The organism is Streptomyces sp. BA2 (genome assembly GCF_009769735.1).
GTDB lineage: Bacteria > Actinomycetota > Actinomycetes > Streptomycetales > Streptomycetaceae > Streptomyces.
In genome coordinates this window covers 7906938-7930256 of record NZ_WSRO01000002.1, presented here as the reverse complement: position 1 = coordinate 7930256, position 23319 = coordinate 7906938, and the positions used below count along the sequence as shown (strand labels likewise).

Genomic DNA, 23319 nt, shown 5'->3' with positions numbered 1-23319 from the left:
CAGTCGGTAGCGTGCGGTCATGACTTCTCTCACGCCCCCATCCCCGGCCGCGGCGCCGCACCCGCGCGCGGGACGCCGGTGTCACACCGTGCTCAATTCGCTGCACTCGACGCACTACTTCTCGCCCGATGTGGGGCGCGAGCTGGGCGAGCTCGGGATCACCCACCCCAGGGCCGTCAACTTCGCCGTACGCACGGCGGCGATGGGACCGGTCGGCGCCGGAGTGGTCACGGCGGCGTTCTACAACTACAAGCACGAGACCGTCGCCCGGCACGTGCCCGGCATCTGGGACACCGCGTCCCCCGAGGACGTCCTCGCGGCACGCGCGCGTGCAGTCGACGCGACGCTGCGGCGCCTCCTCGGAGAGGAAGCCCTCGCGTCCCCGGAGATGGCGGAGGCGGCCGAGCTCGCACTGCGCGCCACCGAGGCCTGCTCCCGTTCCGCACGGCCGCTCTACGCCGCCCACGCCGACCTGCCCGTGCCCGAGCAGCCGCACCTCGCGCTCTGGCACGCCGCGACGCTGCTGCGCGAGCACCGGGGCGACGGGCACCTCACCGCCCTCCAGTACGCCGAACTCGACGGCCTGGAGGCGCTGGTGAGCCACACGGCGACCGGCAAGGGCATGCGGCCGAAGTGGAACTTCAGCACGCGCGGCTGGACCCAGGAGGACTGGGACGCCGCCGTCGAGCGGCTCCGCGCCCGCGGCCTGCACGACGGAATCTCCGAGTTGACGGAGGCGGGCGTCTCGCTGCGCAAGGACGTCGAGGAGGCCACGGACCGCCTCGACCGGGCGCCGTACGAGCACCTGGGCGCGGCCGGGGTCGAGCGCCTGACGGAGCTGGGGACCGTGTTCGCGGGCGCGGCACTCAAGGCGGGGGCGTTCCCGGCGGATCTGCTCGGCAAGGAGTAGACGCGCCTGCCTGTGGCGCGGGCAGGGCCACGGCGCAGGCATGGACGGCGCCGTGCGAGGTACCCGTTCGTCTCCGGTCCCGCGCGCTTGGCGCAGGACCGGACGACGAAAGGGGAAATCCCGTGCTCCGAGCGATCGCAGATGTCCTGCGTCAGATCGGCGCGGCACTCGCCACCGTGGTGACGCTGCCGTTCCGCGCCGTTGCCCGGCTCTTCGGCGGTGCCTCCAGCTCCACACGGCGAGGCGGCCGCCGTTCGGGACGCCGCCCCGGGCGGGCACGCAGGGTCTGATCCCCCCGCTGTCGGTGCCACCTGCCACAATTGCCCCGCAACCCCAGTGAGAAGGCGGGAAACGTGGCACCTCTGCAGACGTCCACTCCAGCATCGATCGAAGGCAGGATCGCCGAAGAACTCGGCGTACGGGAGCGGCAGGTGAAGGCCGCCGTCGACCTGCTCGACGGTGGCTCGACGGTGCCCTTCATCGCTCGCTACCGCAAGGAAGCGACCGAGATGCTCGACGACGCGCAGCTGCGCACGCTCGAGGAGCGGCTGCGCTATCTGCGGGAGCTCGAGGAGCGGCGCGCGGCGATCCTCGAATCGGTCCGCGAGCAGGGCAAGCTCACGGACGAGCTCGAGGCGCGGATCCGCGCGGCGGACACCAAGGCGCGCCTTGAGGACATCTACCTGCCGTTCAAGCCGAAGCGGCGTACGAAGGCGCAGATCGCCCGCGAGGCAGGCCTTGAGCCGCTGGCCGACGGCCTGCTCGGCGACCCGTCGGTGGATCCGCTCGCCGCGGCCGCTGCCTTCGTGGACGCCGACAAGGGCGTAGCCGACCCGCAGGCCGCCCTGGACGGGGCGCGCGCGATCCTCGCCGAGCGGTTCTCCGAGGACGCCGACCTGATCGGTGAGCTGCGCGAGCGCATGTGGGTGCGCGGCCGCCTCGCCGCGAAGGTCCGCGAGGGCAAGGAGGAGGCGGGCGCCAAGTTCGCCGACTACTTCGACTTCGCCGAGCCCTTCAAGGAGCTGCCCTCGCACCGCATCCTCGCGATGCTGCGCGGCGAGAAGGAGGACGTCCTCGACCTCGTCCTGGAGCCCGAGGAAGCCACGGAGGGCCCGTCTTCGTACGAGGGGATGGTCGCGCACCGCTTCGGCGTCGTGGACCGCGGCCGCCCTGGCGACAAGTGGCTGCAGGACACGGTGCGTTGGTCCTGGCGGACCCGCATCCTGGTGCACCTGGGGATCGACCTGCGCCTGCGCCTGCGCACGGCCGCCGAGGACGAGGCCGTGCGGGTCTTCGCGTCGAACCTGCGCGACCTGCTCCTGGCCGCACCGGCGGGCACGCGCGCGACGCTGGGGCTCGACCCCGGTTTCCGTACGGGCGTGAAGGTCGCCGTGGTCGACGCGACCGGCAAGGTCGTCGCGACGGACGTCATCAACCCGCACGTCCCGGCGAACAAGTGGGACCAGTCCCTGGCCACGCTCGCGAAGCTCGCCAAGGAGCACTCGGTCGACCTGATCGCGATCGGGAACGGCACGGCGTCGCGCGAGACGGACAAGCTCGCCGGTGAACTCATCACGAAGCACCCGGAGTTGAACCTCACGAAGGTGATGGTCTCCGAAGCGGGCGCCTCGGTGTACTCCGCGTCGGCCTTCGCCTCGCAGGAGCTGCCCGACATGGACGTGTCGCTGCGCGGCGCCGTCTCCATCGCCCGGCGCCTCCAGGACCCGCTCGCCGAGCTGGTGAAGATCGACCCGAAGTCCATCGGCGTCGGCCAGTACCAGCACGACCTCTCCGAGGTGAAGCTGTCCCGCTCCCTTGACGCGGTCGTCGAGGACTGTGTGAACGGCGTCGGCGTGGACGTGAACACCGCGTCCGCTCCGCTGCTCGCCCGAGTCTCCGGCATCGGCGCGGGCCTCGCCGAGAACATCGTGTCGCACCGCGACGCGAACGGCCCCTTCTCCTCCCGCAAGGGCCTCAGGGACGTGGCACGGCTCGGCCCCAAGGCGTACGAGCAGTGTGCGGGCTTCCTGCGCATCCGGGGCGGCGACGACCCGCTGGACGCGTCCGCGGTGCACCCCGAGGCGTATCCGGTGGTGCGCAAGATGGCGAAGAAGACGGGCGGCGAGGTCGCCTCGCTGATCGGCGACACGGCGACGCTGCGCTCGCTCAGGGCGGACGAGTTCGTGGACGAGTCCTTCGGTCTGCCCACGGTGACCGACATCCTCAAGGAGCTGGAGAAGCCAGGGCGCGACCCGCGTCCGGCGTTCAAGACGGCGACCTTCAAGGACGGCGTCGAGAAGATCTCCGACCTCGCGTCCGGGATGGTTCTGGAGGGGGTCGTCACGAACGTGGCGGCGTTCGGCGCCTTCGTGGACATCGGCGTCCACCAGGACGGGCTCGTGCATGTCTCCGCGCTGTCCAAGACGTTCGTCAAGGACCCGCGGGACGTGGTGAAGCCGGGCGACATCGTCAAGGTGAAGGTGATGGACGTCGACATTCCGCGCAAGCGGATCTCGCTGACGCTGCGCCTTGACGACGAGGCCGCGGCGGACACCTCCGGGGAGCGCCCGAAGCGTGGCGGGCGTCCCCCGCAGCAGCGGCAGCAGGGCGGCCAGCGCCCCCAGCGGCAGGGCGGTGGTGGCGGCCAGCGCAAGGAGCGGCAGGGACCGCCGCCGGCCAATGACGCGATGGCGGACGCGCTGCGGCGGGCCGGGTTGCTGGACCCCAAGAAGCGCTGACCCAAGAAGCGCTGACCCGAGAAGCGCTGATCCGCCAAGAGCCGGGAGAGTCGGCGGAGGTCAGGGTGACAGCTCGGTCACCTTGCCCTCCGTCACCTCCAGGCGGCGCGTGACGCGGACGGCGTCCAGCATCCTGCGGTCGTGCGTCACCAGGAGCAGCGTGCCCTCGTACGCGTCGAGGGCCGACTCCAGCTGCTCGATGGCGGGCAGGTCGAGGTGGTTCGTCGGCTCGTCGAGGACCAGGAGGTTGACGCCCCGGCCCTGGAGCAGCGCGAGGCCCGCCCGGGTGCGTTCGCCCGGGGAGAGGGTGGCCGCCGGGCGCAGGACGTGTGCGGCCTTGAGGCCGAACTTGGCGAGCAGCGTGCGGACTTCGGCCGGTTCGGTGTCGGGCACGGCCGCGCAGAACGCGTCCAGGAGCGACTCCGGGCCATGGAACAGCGCGCGGGCCTGGTCCACCTCGCCGACGAGCACGCCGGAGCCGAGGGCCGCGTGGCCCGCGTCCGTGGGGATGCGGGTCAGCAGGGTGCCGAGCAGGGTCGACTTGCCCGAGCCGTTCGCGCCGGTGATCGCCACGCGGTCCGCCCAGTCGATCTGCAGCGACACGGGGCCGAGCGTGAAGTGGCCGCGGTGAACCTCGGCGTCGCGGAGGGTGGCGACGACGCTGCCGGAGCGCGGCGCCGACGCGATCTCCATCTGCAGCTCCCACTCCTTGCGGGGCTCCTCGACGACGTCGAGCCGCTCGATCATGCGCTGCGTCTGGCGTGCCTTCGCCGCCTGCTTCTCGCTGGAGTCGCTGCGGAAGTTCTTGCCGATCTTGTCGTTGTCCCCCGCCTTGCGGCGGGCGTTCTTGACGCCCTTGTCCATCCAGGAGCGCTGCATCTGGGCGCGGCCCTCGAGGGCGGACCTCTTGTCGGCGTACTCATCGAACTCGTCGCGGGCGTGACGGCGCGCGACGTCACGCTCCTCCAGGTAGGCCTCGTAACCGCCGCCGTAGAGATTGACCTGCTGCTGGGCGAGGTCGAGTTCGAGGACCTTGGTGACGGTGCGGGTGAGGAACTCGCGGTCGTGGCTGACGACGACGGTGCCGGCGCGCAGTCCGCGTACGAAGCTCTCCAGGCGTTCGAGGCCGGCCAGGTCGAGGTCGTTGGTCGGCTCGTCCAGGAGGAACACGTCGTAGCGGGACAGGAGCAGCGAGGCGAGGCCGGCGCGGGCGGCCTGGCCGCCGGAAAGGGAGGTCATGGGCTGATCGAGACCGACGTCAAGACCGAGCGAGGCGGCGACCTCCTCGGCACGCTCGTCCAGGTCGGCGCCGCCGAGCGCCAGCCAGCGCTCCAGGCTGAGCGCGTACGCGTCGTCCGCTCCCGGGGTCCCGTCGACCAGGCCCTGGGTGGCCTCGTCCATGGTCCGCTGGGCTTCGTCGACGCCGGTGCGGCGGGCCAGGAAGGCACGGATGGTCTCGCCGGGGCGGCGGTCGGGCTCCTGCGGGAGGTGGCCGACAGCCGCGGTGGGCGGGGAGAGGCGGAGTTCGCCGGTCTCCGGGGTGTCCAGGCCCGCGAGGAGACGGAGAAGGGTCGACTTGCCGGCGCCGTTGGCACCGACCAGGCCGATGACGTCGCCGGGGGCGACGACCAGCTCCAGGGCGGAGAAGAGGGAGCGGTCGCCGTGGCCGGCGGCGAGATTCTTGGCGACGAGGGTTGCGGTCATCAGGGGGTCGAGTTTAGGCGAGGCACAGGTCCGCCCGCCCGGCAGTATCGGCGGGGGCGGCGCCGTCCGAGCCGTCCGTGCCGCTACCTCACCACCGGCTACCTCACTATCGGGGCCGTCAGGACGCTGTCCGTCGTTCGTGCCACCACGAACGACTCCCCCTTCGTCGCCTTGGCGTCCAGTGGCACGCGGTGCTCGCCCGGCTCCAGGACGCCGTCGAAGACCTCGTGGACCTGGGTGCGGGAGAGTCTGTCCAGGCGGTACGCGATGAGCCGGACCCGGCAGGTCGAGGTGATCTCCACGTCCGCCGAGCCGTTCGACGCACCGAGCCGTGTGAGGCGGCGCTGCTCCAACGGGCTGCGGTCCAAGGCGTGTTCTATCTGCGCGACCAGGAGCGGGATGATCGGGGCCAGGCCGTCGACGTACGCGACCTGGAGCCCCGCACCCTCGAACGCCGCGCGCACCCCGTCGCGCGTCGCCGCGGGGACCGCTCGCCCGAAGGCCACCGCCCCGTACGTCCGCAGCTCGTCCGGCGGCACGCCCGCCGCGTCCGACGCGATCTCGGCGCCGACACCGATCGTGCGCAGCGCCGCGGCGAGCTTGGCTAGGACGGCGACGCGGGCGCCGATCAGGAGCACCCTGCGTCGCGCCGCCGGTTCACCGCCGGCCAGCAACTGCCGCAGCGCCTCGCGGTATTGGGCGCCCTTAAAGCGGAAGGGCCCTATGCCGTGGTAGCCGTTGAGCTCCAGATCGGCGCGCTCGGCCGTCTGCCAGGCAAAGTCCCGCCACACGTAGGTGTCGGTGCCGTCCGGTGCCCGCTCGATGACCGCCGTGACCGCCCCGCACTCCAGGCCTTCGCACTCGGGACAGCCGTAGATGACGTGCCGGTCGTCGAGCAGGGGCGCTTCGGCCTCCAGGAGGAGTCCGCGTACATGATGGGTGAAGATCGCGGGTGGTACGTCGGAGGCGAGCGGGGAGACGGCGTCGAGGTCGGAGAGCTGGAACAGCAGCGGGCGCCCGTTCACGATGAAGTCGACGAAATCCCGGTGGACTTGGTAGTCACCATTGGCGAGAACTCCACCGGCGCGCATGGCCGGTGCCAGACCGAAGGTCGCGTACTCGGCAGACATGGTGTGAGTATCCCCATCTGGGGGGTGATGTGAGCACGGCATTACACATTCCGCTGCACCCGTCGCCCCAACCCCTGCTCGTGTACGTGGAGTTGGTGACGCCGGCGGCTCAGTTCGGCGTACGCATGGTCGATGGCGTACAAGGCGAGGCGCGGCTGGACGGCGTGGCACGGAAACGCACGCAGGAGGCGGCGCGCTTCACGGACGAAGCGGCCGCCTCCTGAAAGCGGGTGAAGAACTCAGACCGACTTGGCCGGGGTCTCCTCCTCGTCACCGTTGTCGCTCGGGCCGATGCGGATCTCGAAGTCGCCGTCGTACTGCGCGTGGCCCGCGATCACGGCCTTCTCGACGGCCTCCGTACCGTGCTCGCCCCGGACGATCAGCGGGTCGTGGCGCAGGTCCCGCATCAGCGCCACGCACATCCCGATCATCACCAGGGTGAAGGGGGCCGCCACGAGGATCGTGAGATTTCGCAGACCGGTGAGAGCGTCGTCGGAACCGTCACCGATCAGCAGCATGATCGCGGCGACGGCTCCCGTCGTCATGCCCCAGAAGACGACGACGAGCTTGCCCGGTTCGAGCGCGCCCTTCTGCGAGAGCGTGCCCATCACGATCGACGCCGCGTCGGCACCCGACACGAAGAAGATGCCCACGAGGATCATCACGAGCAGGCTCGTGACCGTGGCGATCGGGTACTCGTGCAGGAGGCCGAACAGCTGGGCCTCGGGCGTGGTCTCGCCCTCCAGGCCGCCCCGGTCCCTGACCGTGATGGCGGAGCCGCCGAAGACGGCGAACCAGATCAGGCTGACCGTGCTGGGGACCAGGATGACGCCGCCGACGAACTGACGGATCGTACGTCCCCGGCTGATCCTGGCGATGAACATGCCCACGAAGGGCGTCCACGAGATCCACCAGGCCCAGTAGAAGACGGTCCAGCCGCTGAGCCAGTCCGCGACACCCTTGCCGCTGGAGGCCTCGGTGCGGCCGATCAGCTGCGGGAGGTCGTTGAGGTAGGCGCCGAGGGACGTCGGCAGCATGTCCAGCATGATGACCGTGGGACCCGCGATGAAGACGAACAGCACGAGAAGTCCGGCGAGCACCATGTTGATGTTGGACAGCCACTGGACGCCCTTCTCCACACCGGAGACGGCGGACGCCACGAAGGCCAGGCTCAGGATGGCGATGATGGCGACGAGCAGCCCCGTGCCCGCGTCCTTCATCCAGTCGAGCACCTCGACGCCGCTGCCGATCTGCAGCGCGCCGAGACCGAGGGACGCCGCCGAGCCGAACAGCGTCGCGAAGATGGCCAGGATGTCGATGACCCGGCCCCAGCCGCCGTTGGCGCGCTTCTCGCCCATGAGCGGCGTGAACACCGCACTGATCGTCTGGCGCCGGTTGCGCCGGAAGGTGCTGTACGCGATCGCGAGGCCCACCACCGCGTAGATCGCCCACGGGTGGAGCGTCCAGTGGAAGAGGGTGGTGGCCATGGCGGTTTCCATCGCCGCCGCCGAGTCCGCGGGGTCGGTGCCCGGCGGTGGCGTCGTGAAGTGGGCGAGCGGCTCGCTCACGCCGTAGAACATCAGGCCGATGCCCATGCCGGCGCTGAACATCATCGCCACCCAGGACACCGTGCGGAACTCCGGTTCCTCACCCTCCTTGCCCAGGGTGATCTTCCCGTACCGGCTGATGGCCAGCCAGAGCGCGAAGACCACGAAGCCGCTGGCGGTCAGCATGAAGAACCAGCCGCCGTTGTGCATCAGGCCGTTGAGCATGTCCGTGGAGATGCTCTCCAGGGAGTCCGTCGCCACGGCGCCCCAGACCACGAAGGCCAGGGTGAGCACGGCCGTCACTCCGAACACGACCCGGTCGGTCTGTGGAGTCCGGCCGCCGGGGGCGGGAGTCATGATCGCTCCCCCTCCCCCGTCGTCCGATTTCTGCTGGTCTTGCGTCACAAGTGCACCTTTCACGGATGTCGACCACGTGCAATATCTGTACTCCGCTACCCCCTACCACATGTGATGCACCTCTCACCTACTCAACAGCCGGTGTCGGGCCGACCTGTGACCAGGTGATAGGGAGCACGCTCGTCGAGAAGCAACGGTACGAGAGAACGCGCGGACTGCCGCATCGGTACGTAGGCACCCTTGTCGCTCTTCTTGACCTTCACTCCGTGCAGGGCGAGTTCGTCCTTGATGTCGCCGTACTGCGCGGCGTCGAGCCGGTAGCCGCAGGGCGGGTCCTGGATCACTTCGGACGGTTCGGCGGGGTCGTTGTCCGCGCCGCCGACATAGACGGGCCCGCGGTCACGGAAGCCTTCGAGGCGGGCCGCCCCGGTGGCTGCCTCCAGCTGGCCGCGCCGCTCGTCGGCGTAGGAGAACAGGCCGCCGAGCGCGGCGAGTTGGGACTTCACGCGGCGCCGGTTGTTCAGCGCCTCGTCCTTCTTCTCGGCGTCGGTGAGCGGGTCGACGCGGCTCTCGATGAGCAGCCCCGCCGCGTGCTTGATGCCGGAGACGTTGCGCAGGATGCGCTCCTGGCCGTCGCCCGCCACCTGCTTGATCGGCTCACCGGTCACGGGGTCGGTCCAGATTCCGTACGTCCCCGTCGTGTACCCCGACTTGTTGGCGGCGGGCCTGACGTACGCCTTGGACAGGGTCTGCGCCTCCTTGTGCACCGCCTCGTCGGTGTTGAGGTTGCGCGGCCACAGGTCGAACAGGTCCTTGTCGTAGTACTTCGGGGTCGCCCCGTACTCGTGCAGGTCGTAGATGGAGTCGGGCTGCCTGTCGCGGATGACGGCGGCCAGGGCTCGGCCCTCCGCGGTCTGCAGGGATATGTGGTCGCGGTTGATGTCGACGCCGTCGGAGTTGCCGCGGGTGTTCGCGGCGCGGCCGTCCGGGTTGGCGGTCGGGACGACGAGGAGCGTGGTGCGCGAGAGGAACGTGCGGGTCTTCTTGTCCTTCGCGTACGCCAGGTCGCGGATGGTCGAAAGACACGCGTCGCGGCCCGACGGCTCGTCGCCGTGCTGGCTGCAGATCAGCAACACCGTGTTCTTCGTGGGGCGTTCACCGATGCGGACCAGCTGCACGGGCCGGTCCTGCTTGGTGGTGCCGATGCGGGAGACGGAGACCCGGTCGCTCGCCTTGTCGACGGCGGCGAGAAGCTTCTGCTCCTCGGGCTGGCTGGTCCAGCGCGCGCCGTTGCTCTCCTCGAATCCGGTGCGGGGCGGGGTCGGCGTCGCCTGCGCGGGCGCGGTCAGGAGCGGTGCGGCGAGCGCGGCGGTGGCGCAGGCGAGCGCCACGGTGCGGATGCGGGGCGTGAGGCCGGTGCGGGGTCTCATGAAGTGCTGCCTCCAGGTACGGGGCGGAACGGACGCGGCGGGGCCACGCCGTCGAGACGGGATTCGCGGGGGGTGGCGGTCTCGGAGGTGCGGAACGCATCGGCGCCGCCGACCAGCGGCACCTTCGCCGACGTACGGGAGAGGTCGATGGCGAGGGTCGGGGTGTCGGCCGGGGGGTCGATGAGGTCCTTGTCGGTGCCCGCGACGATCAGCGCGAGGCGGTGGCCCTTCGGTACGACGTGGTCGCTCGCGGCCAGGTCGAGGGTGATGGTGTGCTTCTTGCCCGGCGTGAGGGGGCGGCCCTTGTGGTCGTCGGCCCAGTTGCCGAGGTCGGCCCAGCCGCGGCTGAAGATCGTGTAGTCGACGTCGGCGGTCTTCGCCTTCGTCTCCTTGAAGCAGGAGCTGTCACCGCTGGTGCTCGGGCCCCAGCAGGTGCGTTCCGGGAGCGTCGTGATGCCCTCGCCGGCGCTCGCGTAGTCGCGGATGGTGTCGGGTCCGAGGTCGACGAGGACCGCGGAGAGGTGGGCGGTGCGGGTCGTCGGGGTCGCGGTGACGGTCACCTCGGAGGAGCCGGAGAGGCGCAGGTCGCGGCCGAGGGGCTTGCTGACGAACCCGGCCTTCGACGGGGTGGAGGTGTCGATCTGCGCGGCCCAGTCGGTCTCGCTCAGCTTCGGGTCGTCGGTGAAGGTCTCGCTGCCGGCGCCGGGGCGTGTGCCGAGGGTGCCGACACCCGGTGAAGTCCCCTTGCCGGGGCGGAGCTTGACCGTGTCCGTGGCGCGCGGCGGCCAGACCCGGTCGGTGGTCCACCGGTCGGGCGCGCGCTCGATGTCGGCCATCGGCTCGCGGTCGATGCCGTTGTCGTAGCCGAGGAGTTCGTGGTCGAACCAGCGGTGCAGGGTGCGCACCCACTCACCGCGGCGGAAGTCGAAGGGGTCGACGTGACCGGTCTGGCTGAGCCACACCTTGCGGTCGACGCCCGCGTCGGCGAGCGCGTCCCACCACTGGCCGAAGTGCTTCATCCGGACGTTCAGGTCCTGCATGCCGTGTACGGCGAAGACGCTGGCCTTCACCTTGTCCGCGTCCGGGACGTGGTCGCGCTCGCTCCACAGCCGGGTCCAGTCACCGGTGCGGGGTGCTTCGTCGATCAGCCGCTGCTGTACGGCGCCGCAGCGGGCCCGTGCCTCGGGGCTCTCCACGTAGTCCGAAAGCCACTCGGGGCCGCTGTCGTAGAGCGGGGCGCCCTTGGCGAAGTAGTAGTCGTACCAGGAGGAGATCGCGCCGATCGGCACGATGGTCTTGAGACCTCGCACCCCAGTGGCGGCCACGCCCTGCGCGATGGTGCCGTCGTAGCTCTTGCCGATCATGCCGGTGTCACCGTTCGTCCAGGACGCCTTGGTGCTCTTGCCCCCGGTGCGGGTGGTGTAGCCGCGGGCCCTGCCGTTCAGCCAGTCGACGACGGCCTTGGCGGACTGGACGTCGGAGCGGCCCCCGACGTCCACGCAGCCGTCGGAGCGGTTCGTTCCCGCGAGGTCGACGGCGACGAATCCATAGCCGCGGGGGACGAAGTAGTTGTCGTAGTAGAGCGGGAACTGGACCGGGTCGCCGTTCGCGTCGTACGTCTTCTTCTGGCTCTCGTTGCCGCGCCCGCAGCAGGAGTAGTACGGGCTGGCATCCATGATCACGGGTATCTTCCGGCCCTTCTGGGCCGGTTCGCGGGGCCGGACGATGTCGACGGCGACGCGGTCCGACTTCCCGTCGTCGTCTCCGTCGATCTTCGTGTCGACCCAGACGGATTCGCGGATCGCGCTCTCGTACGAGTAGACGGGCTTGCTCTCACGCGGGGCGCTCGGCGCCCCCTGGGCGGCTCCCGGGGTCAAGAGCGTGGCCAACAGGGCGGCGAGGGCCGCCGTCAGCAGTGATCTCCAGATCAGGCGAGTGCGTCGCGCACGTATCGGCATGGCGCGGAAGGTACACCGGTCAACTCCTGCGCGACAGAGGGCAGTACGCACTGATGACAGGCTCATGGGTCGTTTTGGCACATGTCGGCCGAATGGCGATCGTGTGACAGGAGCGACCATGGACATGACGCGTGGCCACGGGGCTCAATAAGGTCGGACGCATCTACTGAAGTGCCCCTACGACTTGTACGACTTGGAGCTCTTGTGCACCGCAGACTCATCGCGCCGGGCGCGCTCGCGGCCTCTCTCCTGCTGGCGATCCCGGCATCGGCGGCCGACTTCACGCCCGGGGCCCCGGGTATCGGCGATCCCTACTACCCGGCGAGCGGCAACGGCGGCTACGACGTCTCGCACTACGACCTGCGGCTGAAGTACCAGCCGAAGACCGACCTGCTCGAAGGCACGGCGACCATCAACGCCGCCACGACGCAGAACCTCTCCCGCTTCAACCTCGACCTCGGCCTCAAGGTCAGCGAGGTGCGCGTCAACGGCAAGAAGGCCACCTTCAAGAAGTCCGGCGAGCAGGAGCTTGAGATCACTCCGGCGGCCGGACTGCCCAAGGGCACACCGATCACGGTGGTCGTCCGTTACGCGGGCAAACCGTCCGAGGTGAAGATCAACGGCTTCACGGCGTGGGCGCGTACGCCGGACGGCGGCGTGGCGGCGCAGGAGCCGGAGTCGGCCGCCTGGTGGTACCCGTCCAACGACCACCCGCTCGACAAGGCGACGTACGACGTCTCGGTCTCCGTGCCGGACGGCTCGCAGGCCATCTCCAACGGCGTACTGCAGTCGCAGAGTTCGAAGCTCGGCTGGACGCGCTTCAACTGGCGCTCGAACAAGCCGCAGGCCAGCTATCTGACGACGCTCGCCGTGGGCAAGTTCGACATCACGACGGACAAGACCGCGGACGGTCTGCCCGTCCTGAACGCCTACAGCAAGGACCTCGGCGACAACGCGGGGGCCGCGCGGGCGAGCATCGAGCGGTCGGTCGAGGTCGCGGAGTGGCTGGAGACGGTCTTCGGCAAGTACCCCTTCAACGCCCTGGGCGGGTACGTCCCGAACGTGACGAGCGGCTTCGCCCTGGAGACGCAGACGCGGCCGTTCTACAGCCCGAGGCAGTTCGCGAACGGCTCCAACGTCTCCGTCGTGGTGCATGAGCTGGCCCACCAGTGGTACGGCGACAGCGTCTCCGTCGACGGCTGGAAGGACATCTGGATCAACGAGGGCTTCGCGCGGTACAGCCAGTGGCTGTGGTCGGAGAAGGAGGGTGAGGGGACGGCTCAGGAGCTGGCGGACTACGTCTACGCGCAGCATCCTGCCGACGACCCGTTCTGGAAGGTCAAGCCGGGGGACCCGGGCCCGGAGAACCAGTTCGACATCGCCGTGTACGACCGCGGGGCGCTGGCCCTGCAGGCGCTGCGCAACGAGATCGGCGAGAAGGCCTTCTCGGCGATCTTGAAGGGGTGGCCGAAGGAGCATGCGTACGGGAACGCGAAGGTGGGTGACTTCGTGAAGTACGCGGAGAAGGTTTCCGGCAAGCCGCTGGCTTCCCTGTTCGACGCGTGGCTTTACCAGCCTTCGCGGCCGGATGCTCCGGCTGCGCGGGGGGCGGGGATTGCTCGGTCCTCGGCGGTTCCGGCTGCGCCTAAGTCGTGGAAGTCCATCGCTGCCACGAATGGTGTGCACGGTCACTGATTCTGGACCGCCGCTTCGCGGCGGATGGCCCCCACCCACCCACCCGATCACCCGGCAGCGAGCTGCTGGGGAGGGCGAGTGGGTGGGGCTCCGCGCGTCCGCGTCGGACAGGGGTGGGCGGGGTGTCGGCGCGCCTGAAGGGGCGGGTGGGCGGGGGAATCAGCCCGTCCGGCGTTTGAGGACGAACTCGGCGGAGCCGGTGATCCGGGGGGGGAATCAGCCCGTCCGGCGGTTGGGGGCCCGCTCGGCGGAGCCGGTGATTTTTCGGTGCGCCCGAGCCCTGCGCGCCAGCGGCAGGTAGCGCAGGCGCTCCGGGAGGCGCGGGACCACCGTTCGCGTCACCCGGCCGAGGCGGCGCAGGCGGCGCTCCTGGGCGGCAGTCCACGGCAGGCCTATCGCCGACCTCGCGTCCGGCGGCATCAGGCCGATCGTGATGAAGCGGCGGAAGCGGGCCAGGGGCGGCAGGAGTAGCGGCCAGAGCGTGCGCAGCGTCACCCGCAGCAGGTAGGGGCCGCGGTCCGGCGGCGGGACCGGGCGGTCCGTGGCGACGAGGTCGCGGACCACCTCGGTCTCCTCCAGCTCGTCGGCGAGGACCTTCGCGTAGTACGGCCAGAACTCCTCCAGCGTCTGCGGCATGTCCCGGTCGTGGATGCCGAGGATCCGGCCGACCTGGAGCCACTCCGCGTACAGCTGCCGCTCCTGCGCCTCGGTGAAGGGGCGGCCCAGGTACTTCTGGGCGTGGCGGTAGACGGGGAACCCGGTGGCGTGGACCCACGCGTAGTAGGCGGGCGTCAGCGCGTGGTAGTCGCGGCCGTGCGCATCCGTGCCCCGGATGTGCTGGTGCAGCTCGCGCAGCCTGCGCCCCTCCTCGGCCGCGCTCTCCTCGCCGTACACCCAGGTCTGCAGCGACCGCAGCGACCGCTCGCCGCGCCCCCAGGGGTCGGTGCGGAAGACGGAGTACGTGTCGACGCCGGCGCCCACCGCGGGGTGCGCGACCTGCATCGTGAGGGCGGCGGGCAGGGCGAGCAGGGCGCGGACGTCGCCCGCGATGTCCCACAGGATTCCGCCGGGCGGGGGCGGCTCGGGAATCCGGCGGCGACTTTGCATCACGCGCTCCCAGGGGTCGGGGGCCTTCCGGTCGGTGCCCGGTTTGTGCGTGTTCTCGTGTTCCAGTATGCGACTGCAGCAGTGTTGACGCGCCCGATGAAACATGTCAATAGTTCTTGTAACTCTGACTCACGGGATGGGACAGGACGTCAAGTGGCCTTGCACGAAAGCGCGATGGCGGCCTGAGGGGCGCGGGGAACCGCGCGGTCAGCCGCCACCGGCCCGCAGATCCGTCGCCGCGTCCCCCGCGGAGCGGCCGGCTCAGCTGCCGAGCAGGGGGACCAGATAGCGGCGCGCGAAGTCCCGTACGTGGTCGTCGTCTTCGAGTGCGAAGCAGCTCACCGGATTGAGCAGGAAGGAGACCGTGATCCGCACCATCAGCTCCGCCACCGGCGTCGGATCGCCCTCCTCCTTCCCCTCTGCGCGCTGCGCCCGGCGCAGCCGGTCCGTGAGGTACCCGCGCATCGCGAGGAACGCGGGGCCGCTCTCCAGGGTCAGGAACGGCAGCATCGTCTCCGGTTCGAGCCGCATCAGGCCGCCGATGAGCGGGTGGGCGCGAATGTGCCGCAGGACCACGACGAAGCCCTCGACGATGCGGTCCTCCATCATCGGGAGGGGGGCGACTGCCTCGTCCACCTCCCGCACGAACCTGCGGTACTCCCGCAGCAGGCAGGCGGAGACGAGCGCTTCCTTGTTGCCGATGCGGCGGTACACGGTGACGCGCGAGACCCTGGCGCGCTTGGCGACGTCGTCAACGGTCGAGCGGCGCAGGCCGAACGTCGTGAACTGCTCGCGCGCCGCGTCGAGTATCTGCTCGGTCAGGGCGTCGGACGGCGGCGCCGTGTCCAGCGCGCGCTCCATCATCGAATCCATGAGCCCTCCCCCGTAGTCCCCACGCACTCAACCACAGCCCCCGCACCAACTCCCCATGGCTACACGGACACTAACTCAATCTCTTTGTAACTACGCCAAGCCCAGGAGGGTTTCATGACGGAGTGGCCCAGCTCGGAGCAGCTCGATTTCACCGCGGCGCTACGCGACTTCGCGCGGCGCGAGTGCGGCACGCGGGAGCAGCGCGACGCCCTGACCGCCGCGTCCGGCGGCCCGCACTCCCCCGCCCTCTACGCGAAGCTCGCCGAACTGGGCTGGCTGGGCGTGTGCCTTCCCGAGGAGCACGGCGGGTCGGGCGGCGGCATGACGGACGCCTGCCTGTTCCTGCGCGAGACGGCACGCGGCCTGGTGCCCGCGGGCGGCTTCGTCACGTCGGTCATCACGGCGAAGGCGTACGAGAGGTTCGGCTCGGTGGCGCAGAAGAAGGCGGCGGTGGGCGGGGCCGTCGCCGGGCAGGTGCTCTCGATCGCGATGTCGGAGCCGGACGCCGGGTCGGACGTGGCGGCGCTGCGGTGCCGGGCCGAACGGGCGGCGGACGGCGGGTGGTTGATCAACGGGCACAAGACCTGGATCTCCAACGCGCACCTGGCCTCGTACATCCTGCTGGTCGCGCGCACCGACGCGAGCGGGCCCAGGCACGAGGGCTTGACGATGTTCCATGTGCCCGCGGACACCCCGGGGGTCGAGATCCGGGGCATCTCCACGATGGGCGGCCGCGAGGTGAACGACGTCTACTTCACCGACGTACGCCTGCCCGCGGACGCGGTGGTGGGCGTCGAGGGCAGGGCGTGGCCGCAGCTGATGGCGGGGCTCAACGCGGAGCGGCTGTTCCTGGCGGCGAACATGCTGGGCCTCGCGGAGCGGATCCTCGACGACACGGTCACGTACGTGCGCGGGCGCGAGCAGTTCGGGCGGCCGGTCGGCTCCTTCCAGGCGCTGCGGCACCGGATCGCGGATCTGGCGACGGAGATCGAGTGCGCGCGGCTCCTCGTCTTCGACGTGGCGGCGAAGTGCGACGCCGAGCCGGAACGTCTCTTCCCGCGCGAGGCCTCGATGGCCAAGCTGAAGGCCACCGAGACGGCGAAGCGCGCGGCGCTGGAAGGCATGCAGATGATGGGCGGTTACGGCTACGCGACCGAGTACGACATGGAGCGGCATCTGCGGGCCGCGGTGGTCTCGACGGTGTACGGCGGCACCAGTGAGATCCAGCGGGACATCATCGGGAAGAGCTTCGGGCTGTAGGCGGACGGCGATCCGCGGGCTACAGCCGGCCGCCGCCGGCGCCGCAGCGAGCGGGCAGGAGGCGGCAGGCAAGCGGCGACGGACGGTGAGGCGGCGGTGGCTGCGGGAGCGCAAGGCGCCTGCGCCGACCACCGCGCACGGCAGCCACCAGAAGGACGCCGACTGGCGGCCGGCCACCCGCACCGCAGCGAGCAGGCAGCTGGTTGCGGCCGAGTGAGCCGCGTTCGTTGCGTTCTTCGCGTTCGGGTGCGTGGATGTGCGGGGCCGCTGCGGCCGCGCGAGCGCAGGTTCCGCAGGGTGGGTCTATCGCGCAGCGGCGTATGCCTCCAGGACCAGGTCCGTTACCGCTGTCGGCTCGCGCAGCGTCGGGAAGTGGTCGCTGTCCCGCAGCCGCACGAGCCGGCAGCCCGGGATGCGTGCCGCCATCTCCTCGTTGCAGCGGACCACCTCGGGGTCGTCGCGCTCCCCCAGGGCGAGCACGCACGGCACGTCGAGCTCGCCGAGCCGGTCGAAGGCGGGCGGGTCGGGCACCTGGTGGGGGTGGACGGCGAACCAGGACGGGATCACCGCCCTGATGAGCGCCTCCGCCGCGGAGTCGTCCCCGGCCCCCGCGGCGGCCGACGTGCGCTTCACCAGGGCCACGATGCCGTCCATGTCGCCCGCCTCCGCGAGGCGGACCACCTCGGCGGTGAACTCCTCCATGGCGAAGTCCGGGTTGCCGGTGATCCCGGGGACCAGCAGGGCGAGCCCCGCCACCCTGGCGGGGTCCCTCAGCGCGATGCCGATGGCCGTGGCGCCGCCCATGCTCGATCCCGCGAGGAACGCGCGTGCGACGTCGAAGTGGTCGAGGACCGCGATCAGGTCCTCGACGAGCGAGAAGGACGCGGTGGGGGCGGGCGACCTGCCGTACCCCCGCGCGTCGTAGCGGATGACCCGGCGCCCCTCTGAAAGGCGCGGCAGGATCCCGTCCCAGACGCGGGAGTCCGCGACTCCGGGGTGCAGCAGGACCAGCGGCAGTCCCTCGCCGCCGGAGTCCTGCGCCCATACTTCGCCGTCCTTGACCGGCACCATGAGTTCCATGGTGCGAGCGTGCCGTGGGGGCGGCCCGAGCGCCAGACGGAACTCGGCCGCCTCCCGCGGCGACGCCGTCCGGCTAGCGGCCTGAAGCCGTCGCCGTCGGGAGCGGCTCTCCCACGATCCTGCTGGCAAGCACCGACGCCAGCTCGGGGACCTGAGCCCGCAGTTCCCCTTCCGTAGACGCACGTTCCGCCGCGATCGCGGCCTGGCCCGCCGTGAGCACCTCGTCGCGTTCGCGTACGCCGTCCTCACGGGCGGCGGCGATCAGGGCCGCGCCCTCCTCCCGGGCCCGCTGCCGCACCTGCGCGGCCTCGTGACGGGCCTCGGCCAGCGTCGCCTCGCGCTCGGCGCGTATCCGCTCGGCCTCGCGGCGCAGCTCCGCCGCCGGTCCGCCGGCGACCCCTTCGAGGATCGTGGCGCGCTCTTCGAGTACGCGGTTGACGCGGAGGATCATGCGCCTGACGAAGACATACAGGGAGCCGAACAGCACGACTCCGACGGCGAGATTCTCGACATCCGGGTTGATCGGCCCCAGCGGCATGGGTATGAGCTGCATGCTGCCGATCTACCCGCTCATGTGTGCACAACAACGCGCATCCGCACGGCAGTTGAGTGATCCCCACCACTTACCCGCACCCACTTGCCCGCAGCCCTGGCATCGGCTCAGTCCCCGAAGTCGTACACCGTCACCGCGATGCCCCGCTCCACCAGACGCCGGGATATCAGCGGCTCCACGCGTGACCACTTGCCGCCCGCGAGCCCGCAGCCGATGCGCGGCATGTGCACGGAGGCCTCGAGCTCGGCCGCCTTGTCGGCGAGCGTGGCCAGGGCGGTGTCGATCGCTTCGTACCGCACGGGGACGCCCTTGCTGCCGGTGCGCATGCCGTGCTGGCCGATCATGTTGGCCACCCATGTGTAGGGACCGACCTCGACGAACTGGACGGCTCCCAGGCCGAAGTCGTTCTTGGCGCGCTCGCGGTGCCACCGGCGGTACGCGGCCTCCGGCTCGGGCCAGCGGCGCGACACCGCGACGACGAAGCCCTTGCCCCAGCCCCCGAGGTCGTTGCAGACGTGGGCGATCAGCTTGACGCCCTTGCCCAACGGCGCGGTGGCGTCACCTCGGACATATGTGATCTCCGACATGACGCCACCGTAGGCGCTGCCACTGACAGTCGCCGTCGACCTGCTGCTTCGTGCGGCTACTTGGTGAGGCTTGCCGCCTCACGGTCCACCCTGCGGCGGATCCCGTACCAGCCGGCGACAAGGGCCGCCGCGATGATCGGGATGAGGTAGAGCGTCTTGCGGCCGATCTCCGGGTCCTTCCACATCAGGCCGAGCACGGAGAGCAGGAAGGCGATCGTGACGATCTCGGTGACCGGGCTGCCGGGGAGCCGGAAGCCGGGCCTGGTGATCAGGCCCTCCTTGGCCCGGCGGACGAACGCCAGGTGGCAGATCATGATGATCACCCAGGTGCTGATGATGCCGAGGGACGCCACGTTCAGGACGATCTCGAAGGCCCGGCTCGGCATGAGGAAGTTCAGGCCGACGCCGAGCACGCACACCGCGGAGGTGAGCAGGATGCCGCCGTAGGGAACCTGGCTCTTGTTCATCCGCGCGGTGAACTTCGGCGCCGAACCCGCCATCGCCATCGAGCGCAGGATGCGGCCCGTGGAGTACAGGCCCGAGTTCAGCGACGACAGCGCCGCCGTGAGAACGACCAGGTTCATCACGTCACCGGCCGCGGGCACGCCGATCTTGGAGAGGACCGTCACGAACGGGCTCTGGTCGGCCGAGTACACCGACCCGGGGAGCAGCAGCGCGAGCAGGACGACCGAGCCGACGTAGAAGAGGCCCACGCGCCACATGATGGAGTTCACCGCGCGCGGCACGACCTTCTGCGGCTCGGCGGTCTCGCCCGCCGCGACGCCGACCAGCTCAAGCGACGCGTACGCGAAGACGACACCCTGCATGACGATCACGACCGGCATGATGCCGTTCGGCAGGAAGCCGCCGTTGTCGGTGATGACACTCAGGCCCGGCGTCTGCCCGCCCACGTCCTGCTGGGTGACCAGCAGGAAGATGCCGATCAGCATGAAGGCGACCAGGGCCGCGACCTTGACGATCGCGAACCAGAACTCCATCTCGCCGAAGTACTTCACCGAGATCATGTTGATCACGAGGACGACGGCGAGGGCTATCAGCGCGAGCACCCACTGGGGGATGTCGGTGAAGAAGCTCCAGTAGTGCGTGTAGAGCGCGATGGCGGTGATGTCGGCGATGCCGGTGGTCGACCAGTTCAGGAAGTACATCCAGCCGGCGACGTAGGCGCCCTTCTCGCCGAGGAACTCACGCGCGTAACTGACGAACGAACCCGAGGACGGCCGGTAGATGACCATCTCGCCGAGGGCGCGTACGACGAAGAAGGCGAAGATGCCGCACACGAGGTACGCGACGGCGAGCGCGGGGCCCGCGGAGTGCAGGCGGCCGCCCGCACCGAGAAAGAGTCCAGTTCCGATCGCGCCACCGATCGCGATCATGTTGACGTGACGGGCCTTGAGGTCCTTGCTGTAACCGGCGTCGCCCGCGTCCGCGGGGGCCTGGGACGCATCTGTGCGGGATGCGTCCGCAGCGGCCGTGTCTACGGCTTCCTTGCTCACGTGGGGGGTCTACTCTCTGGTGCCCGGAAAACTCCGGTGTCCGGATGTGCTCCGGTCCACGACACCCCTGACGTGTGTGGACCGACGCGACACCTTCCCCCAGAGATCGCCCGACATGCGGTGGCGCACGTCACATAGCGGCACTTCTCACATGGTGGGCAGGGGGTGTACACACGATGATCACTAGGTGTACAGCCCGTTGATGGCTTCCGCGTACTTCTCCTTGATGACCCTGCGGCGCAGCTTCAGGGACGGCGTCAGCTCCCCGGTCTCGGGGCCCCACTCCTCTCCGAGGAGGCGGTAGCGCTTGATCTGCTCGGTGCGGTTGAGGCGCGCGTTGGCCGCTTCGACGGCCCGCGCGACCTCCTCCTGTACGGCCTCGCTCGCCATCAGGTCACCCGTGATCCCCTGAGCGGCGGCCCAGACGGGGGCCATTTCGGGGTCGAGGACGAGCAGCGCCACCAGGTAGGAGCGGCCGTCGCCGTGGACGAGGGCCTGGCCTATGAGGGGGTGCTCCTTGAGGGTGTTCTCGACGAGCGCGGGCGAGACGTTCTTGCCCGTCGAGGTCACGATGAGTTCCTTCTTGCGGTCGGTGAGCCAGAGGAAGCCGTCCTCGTCGATCCGCCCGACATCGCCGGTGGCGAACCAACCGTCCGCGTCACAGGCCGACTCCACGCCCCCGTCGGGCAGGAGATAGCCGTCGAAGACCGTCGCGCCGCGCACCAGGATCTCGCCGTCGTCGGTGGTGCGGATCTCCAGGCCGTCCAGGGGCTTGCCCACGGAGCCGAGACGGAAGGCGGCGGGGGTGTTGATGGTGACGACCCCGGTCGTCTCCGTGAGACCCCACGCGTCCATGATCACGATGTCGAAGCCGGCCCAGAAGCGCACGACGTCCAGGGGCATCGAAGCCGCCGCGCTCGCGGTCCACACCAGGCGGTCGAATCCGGCCAGGGAGAGCAGCGGGCCGATGACCTTCTCCTTGGCCTCGCGGTACGCCGTCTCCACGTCGGCCGGCGGCGTCTCGCCGCGCTCGACGTACTCCACGCGCGCGCGTGTCGTCTCGTTCGCCGCCTCGATCGACGCCCGCTGCTCTTCCGGCAGCCCGGCGAGCACGGCCTTCACGGACGCGGCCAGCTTCTCCCACACGCGCGGGACGCCGAAGAACTGCGCGGGACGCAGCTCGCGCGCGGTCGCGGCGACGGCGGTCGGGTCCGCGCACAGGTGCACGTGTGAGGCGCGGAAGACGGGCAAGTAGATGCCCAGCATACGCTCGGCGACGTGTGCGAAGGGGAGGTAGCTGATGTGCTCCACGAAGTCGGGGAGCTCGACGACGGCGTCCAGGGCGACGCCGTTGAGGACGACGTTGCGGTGCGTGATGCGGACGCCCTTGGGGTCGCCGGTTGTGCCCGAGGTGTAGACGACGGTGAGCGGATCGTCGGACCGGGACTCGCGCCAGCCCTTCTCGAAGGCGTCAGGGTCGAACAGCCGGCCTCCCGTGGCGTGCAGGGAGCCGTACGTGCGGTGCGGGCCCGCGTCGGCGGCCTCGACGACCACCAGGCGCTCGATCGGCGCGTCGGGGTCCGAGAGGAGCGGCTCCCAGCGTTCCAGTTCGCGGGCGCCCTCGACGATCGCGAAGCGGGCACGGCTGTGCCGGGCGATGTGCGCGATCTGCTCGGGCGCCGACGTGCCGTACACGGTGATGGGCACCGCGCCGAGGTGTACGAGGGCGAGATCGCTCAGCCAGTGTTCGGGGCGGTTGCCCATCATCATGAGGACGTGCTCACCGCGCCGTACGCCGAGCGCCGTGTACCCGGCGGCGAGGACGGCGACCTTACGGCGTGCTTCGCGCCAGGTCAGCGTCGTCCACTCCCCCTCGGGGGTGTCGCGCCAGGAGAGTGCGGGGCGGTCGCCGTGGTCCTCGGCGTTGCGGAGCAGCAGGGAGGGGAGGGTGATGTCGGCGGGTTCCCCGGGGAGTCGCAGGATCGTGGTCATGACCGCCTCCTGGCGTCATCGACGAAGCAAGTGACTGGCCCGGACGCTTTCACAACAGTGGTGAGACAGCAATACTGTTGCACCTGATCGGTGCACAACTGTCGGGGCTCAACTGGGGAGGCGAAGCGCTGCCATGACGATGACGACGACGTCGGGCACGGACGAGCCGACGCTCACAGTCGACGAGCTGGCCGCCCGCGCGGGCGTCACCGTCCGCACCATCCGCTTCTACAGCACCAAGGGCCTGCTGCCGCCACCGGTGATAGGCCCGCGCCGGGTCGGTCATTACGGCCAGGAGCATCTGTCCCGGCTCGGGCTCATCGAGGAGTTGCAGCACCAGGGCATGACGCTGGCCGCGATCGAGCGGTACCTGGAACAGCTGCCGCCCGATCTGAGCGCCCACGACCTCGCCATCCACCGTGCGGTGGTGGCCTCCTGGGCCCCCGACTCTGCCGAGGACACCGACCACGCGGAGCTGGAGCGCAGGGCGGGCCGTTCGCTGACCGCGGCGGACCTGGACCGGCTCTCGGCGATGGGGGTCGTCGCGCCGACCGAGCCCCAGGGGTCGTATCGCGTCGACCCGGGGCTGCTGCGCCTGGGCGTGGAACTGCTCGACGTGCCCATCGCGCACGAGACGATCCTGGCGGCCCGCACCGTCCTGATGGAGCACACCCGCTCGGCAGCCGTCGAGCTGTCCCGGCTCTTCCGCGACGAGGTGTGGGGGCCCTACCGGGACCGGGAGTCGGACCCGGAGCACGTGGCGGCGATGCGCTCCCTGTCGGCCCATATGCAGCCGATGGTGGTGCAGGCCCTGGTGACGGCGTTCCAGCGCTCCCTCAAGGAGGAGCTGCGGGAGTGGCTCGACGAGGGCTGAGCCACTCCCC

The 23319-nt window shown here is 70.3% G+C and carries 19 protein-coding genes; 7 read left to right on the top strand and 12 right to left on the bottom strand.

All coding sequences use genetic code 11. The features are described from left to right. The first annotated feature begins 19 nt into the window (after nt 1-19). From E5671_RS38180 to E5671_RS38175, 3 genes are all read left to right on the top strand, one after another. Complete coding sequence (locus tag E5671_RS38180) at nt 20-910, top strand: SCO6745 family protein (RefSeq protein WP_160508708.1); 891 nt, start codon at nt 20-22, stop codon at nt 908-910. Between the two features lie 122 nt (nt 911-1032). Beyond that, nucleotides 1033-1200 (top strand): LPFR motif small protein, encoded by a 168-nt coding sequence (locus tag E5671_RS45595; protein WP_202122795.1) that lies wholly within the window; start codon nt 1033-1035, stop codon nt 1198-1200. A gap of 63 nt (nt 1201-1263) precedes the next feature. Then, complete coding sequence (locus E5671_RS38175) at nt 1264-3648, top strand: Tex-like N-terminal domain-containing protein (protein ID WP_160508706.1); 2385 nt, start codon at nt 1264-1266, stop codon at nt 3646-3648. 60 nt (nt 3649-3708) lie between these two features. Here the strand turns inward: E5671_RS38175 and E5671_RS38170 are convergent, their stop codons facing one another. Both E5671_RS38170 and E5671_RS38165 read right to left on the bottom strand, forming a co-directional pair. After that, nucleotides 3709-5352 (bottom strand): ABC-F family ATP-binding cassette domain-containing protein, encoded by a 1644-nt coding sequence (locus E5671_RS38170; protein ID WP_160508704.1) that lies wholly within the window; start codon nt 5350-5352, stop codon nt 3709-3711. A 98-nt stretch (nt 5353-5450) separates the two neighbouring features. Beyond that, on the bottom strand, nt 5451-6482 hold the full coding sequence (locus E5671_RS38165) for an oxidoreductase (protein ID WP_160508702.1): 1032 nt from the start codon (nt 6480-6482) through the stop codon (nt 5451-5453). A 29-nt stretch (nt 6483-6511) separates the two neighbouring features. Here E5671_RS38165 and E5671_RS38160 point away from each other — a divergent pair, with 29 nt between their 5' ends. Next, entirely contained in the window at nt 6512-6706 is a 195-nt protein-coding gene (locus tag E5671_RS38160) for a hypothetical protein (RefSeq protein WP_160508700.1), read from the top strand. Nucleotides 6707-6721: 15 nt separating this feature from the next. On the opposite strand, the gene E5671_RS38155 is transcribed toward E5671_RS38160, so the two are convergent. From E5671_RS38155 to E5671_RS38145, 3 genes are all read right to left on the bottom strand, one after another. After that, a complete protein-coding gene (locus tag E5671_RS38155) occupies nt 6722-8386 on the bottom strand; it encodes a BCCT family transporter (protein WP_160508699.1) in 1665 nt (554 codons plus the stop codon). Nucleotides 8387-8517: 131 nt separating this feature from the next. After that, nucleotides 8518-9816: a M14 family metallopeptidase gene (locus tag E5671_RS38150; RefSeq protein WP_160508696.1), complete on the bottom strand. Its 1299-nt coding sequence runs from the start codon at nt 9814-9816 to the stop codon at nt 8518-8520. Then, nucleotides 9813-11774 carry a Xaa-Pro dipeptidyl-peptidase gene (locus E5671_RS38145; protein ID WP_160508695.1) on the bottom strand — a complete coding sequence of 654 codons (1962 nt, stop codon included), beginning with the start codon at nt 11772-11774 and terminating at the stop codon, nt 9813-9815. The genes E5671_RS38150 and E5671_RS38145 overlap by 4 nt, the downstream gene beginning before the upstream one ends. Before the next feature lie 204 nt (nt 11775-11978). Between E5671_RS38145 and E5671_RS38140 the strand changes: the two genes are divergently transcribed. Continuing rightward, a complete protein-coding gene (locus E5671_RS38140) occupies nt 11979-13469 on the top strand; it encodes a M1 family aminopeptidase (protein ID WP_160508692.1) in 1491 nt (496 codons plus the stop codon). A gap of 216 nt (nt 13470-13685) precedes the next feature. Here the strand turns inward: E5671_RS38140 and E5671_RS38135 are convergent, their stop codons facing one another. Continuing rightward, the gene (locus E5671_RS38135) at nt 13686-14576 is read right to left on the bottom strand and encodes an oxygenase MpaB family protein (RefSeq protein WP_160508690.1); all 891 of its coding nucleotides are present in this window, start codon (nt 14574-14576) and stop codon (nt 13686-13688) included. A 261-nt stretch (nt 14577-14837) separates the two neighbouring features. Then, the gene (locus E5671_RS38130) at nt 14838-15449 is read right to left on the bottom strand and encodes a TetR/AcrR family transcriptional regulator (protein WP_160508689.1); all 612 of its coding nucleotides are present in this window, start codon (nt 15447-15449) and stop codon (nt 14838-14840) included. A 114-nt stretch (nt 15450-15563) separates the two neighbouring features. Between E5671_RS38130 and E5671_RS38125 the strand changes: the two genes are divergently transcribed. Next, on the top strand, nt 15564-16709 hold the full coding sequence (locus E5671_RS38125) for an acyl-CoA dehydrogenase family protein (RefSeq protein ID WP_160508687.1): 1146 nt from the start codon (nt 15564-15566) through the stop codon (nt 16707-16709). A gap of 303 nt (nt 16710-17012) precedes the next feature. On the opposite strand, the gene E5671_RS38120 is transcribed toward E5671_RS38125, so the two are convergent. The 5 genes from E5671_RS38120 to E5671_RS38100 form a co-directional block, all read right to left on the bottom strand. After that, complete coding sequence (locus E5671_RS38120; protein WP_160508685.1) at nt 17013-17789, bottom strand: alpha/beta fold hydrolase; 777 nt, start codon at nt 17787-17789, stop codon at nt 17013-17015. 73 nt (nt 17790-17862) lie between these two features. After that, on the bottom strand, nt 17863-18342 hold the full coding sequence (locus E5671_RS38115) for a F0F1 ATP synthase subunit B family protein (RefSeq protein ID WP_160508683.1): 480 nt from the start codon (nt 18340-18342) through the stop codon (nt 17863-17865). Nucleotides 18343-18449: 107 nt separating this feature from the next. Next, nucleotides 18450-18929 (bottom strand): macro domain-containing protein, encoded by a 480-nt coding sequence (locus tag E5671_RS38110; protein WP_160508681.1) that lies wholly within the window; start codon nt 18927-18929, stop codon nt 18450-18452. A gap of 56 nt (nt 18930-18985) precedes the next feature. Further along, nucleotides 18986-20443, bottom strand: coding sequence for an amino acid permease (locus tag E5671_RS38105; RefSeq protein WP_160508679.1), 1458 nt, complete (start codon nt 20441-20443; stop codon nt 18986-18988). A 183-nt stretch (nt 20444-20626) separates the two neighbouring features. Then, nucleotides 20627-22435, bottom strand: a complete 1809-nt coding sequence (locus tag E5671_RS38100; RefSeq protein WP_160508677.1) for an AMP-dependent synthetase/ligase — start codon at nt 22433-22435, stop codon at nt 20627-20629. 139 nt (nt 22436-22574) lie between these two features. Between E5671_RS38100 and E5671_RS38095 the strand changes: the two genes are divergently transcribed. After that, nucleotides 22575-23309, top strand: a complete 735-nt coding sequence (locus tag E5671_RS38095) for a MerR family transcriptional regulator (RefSeq protein WP_160510673.1) — start codon at nt 22575-22577, stop codon at nt 23307-23309. Nucleotides 23310-23319: the final 10 nt, after the last annotated feature.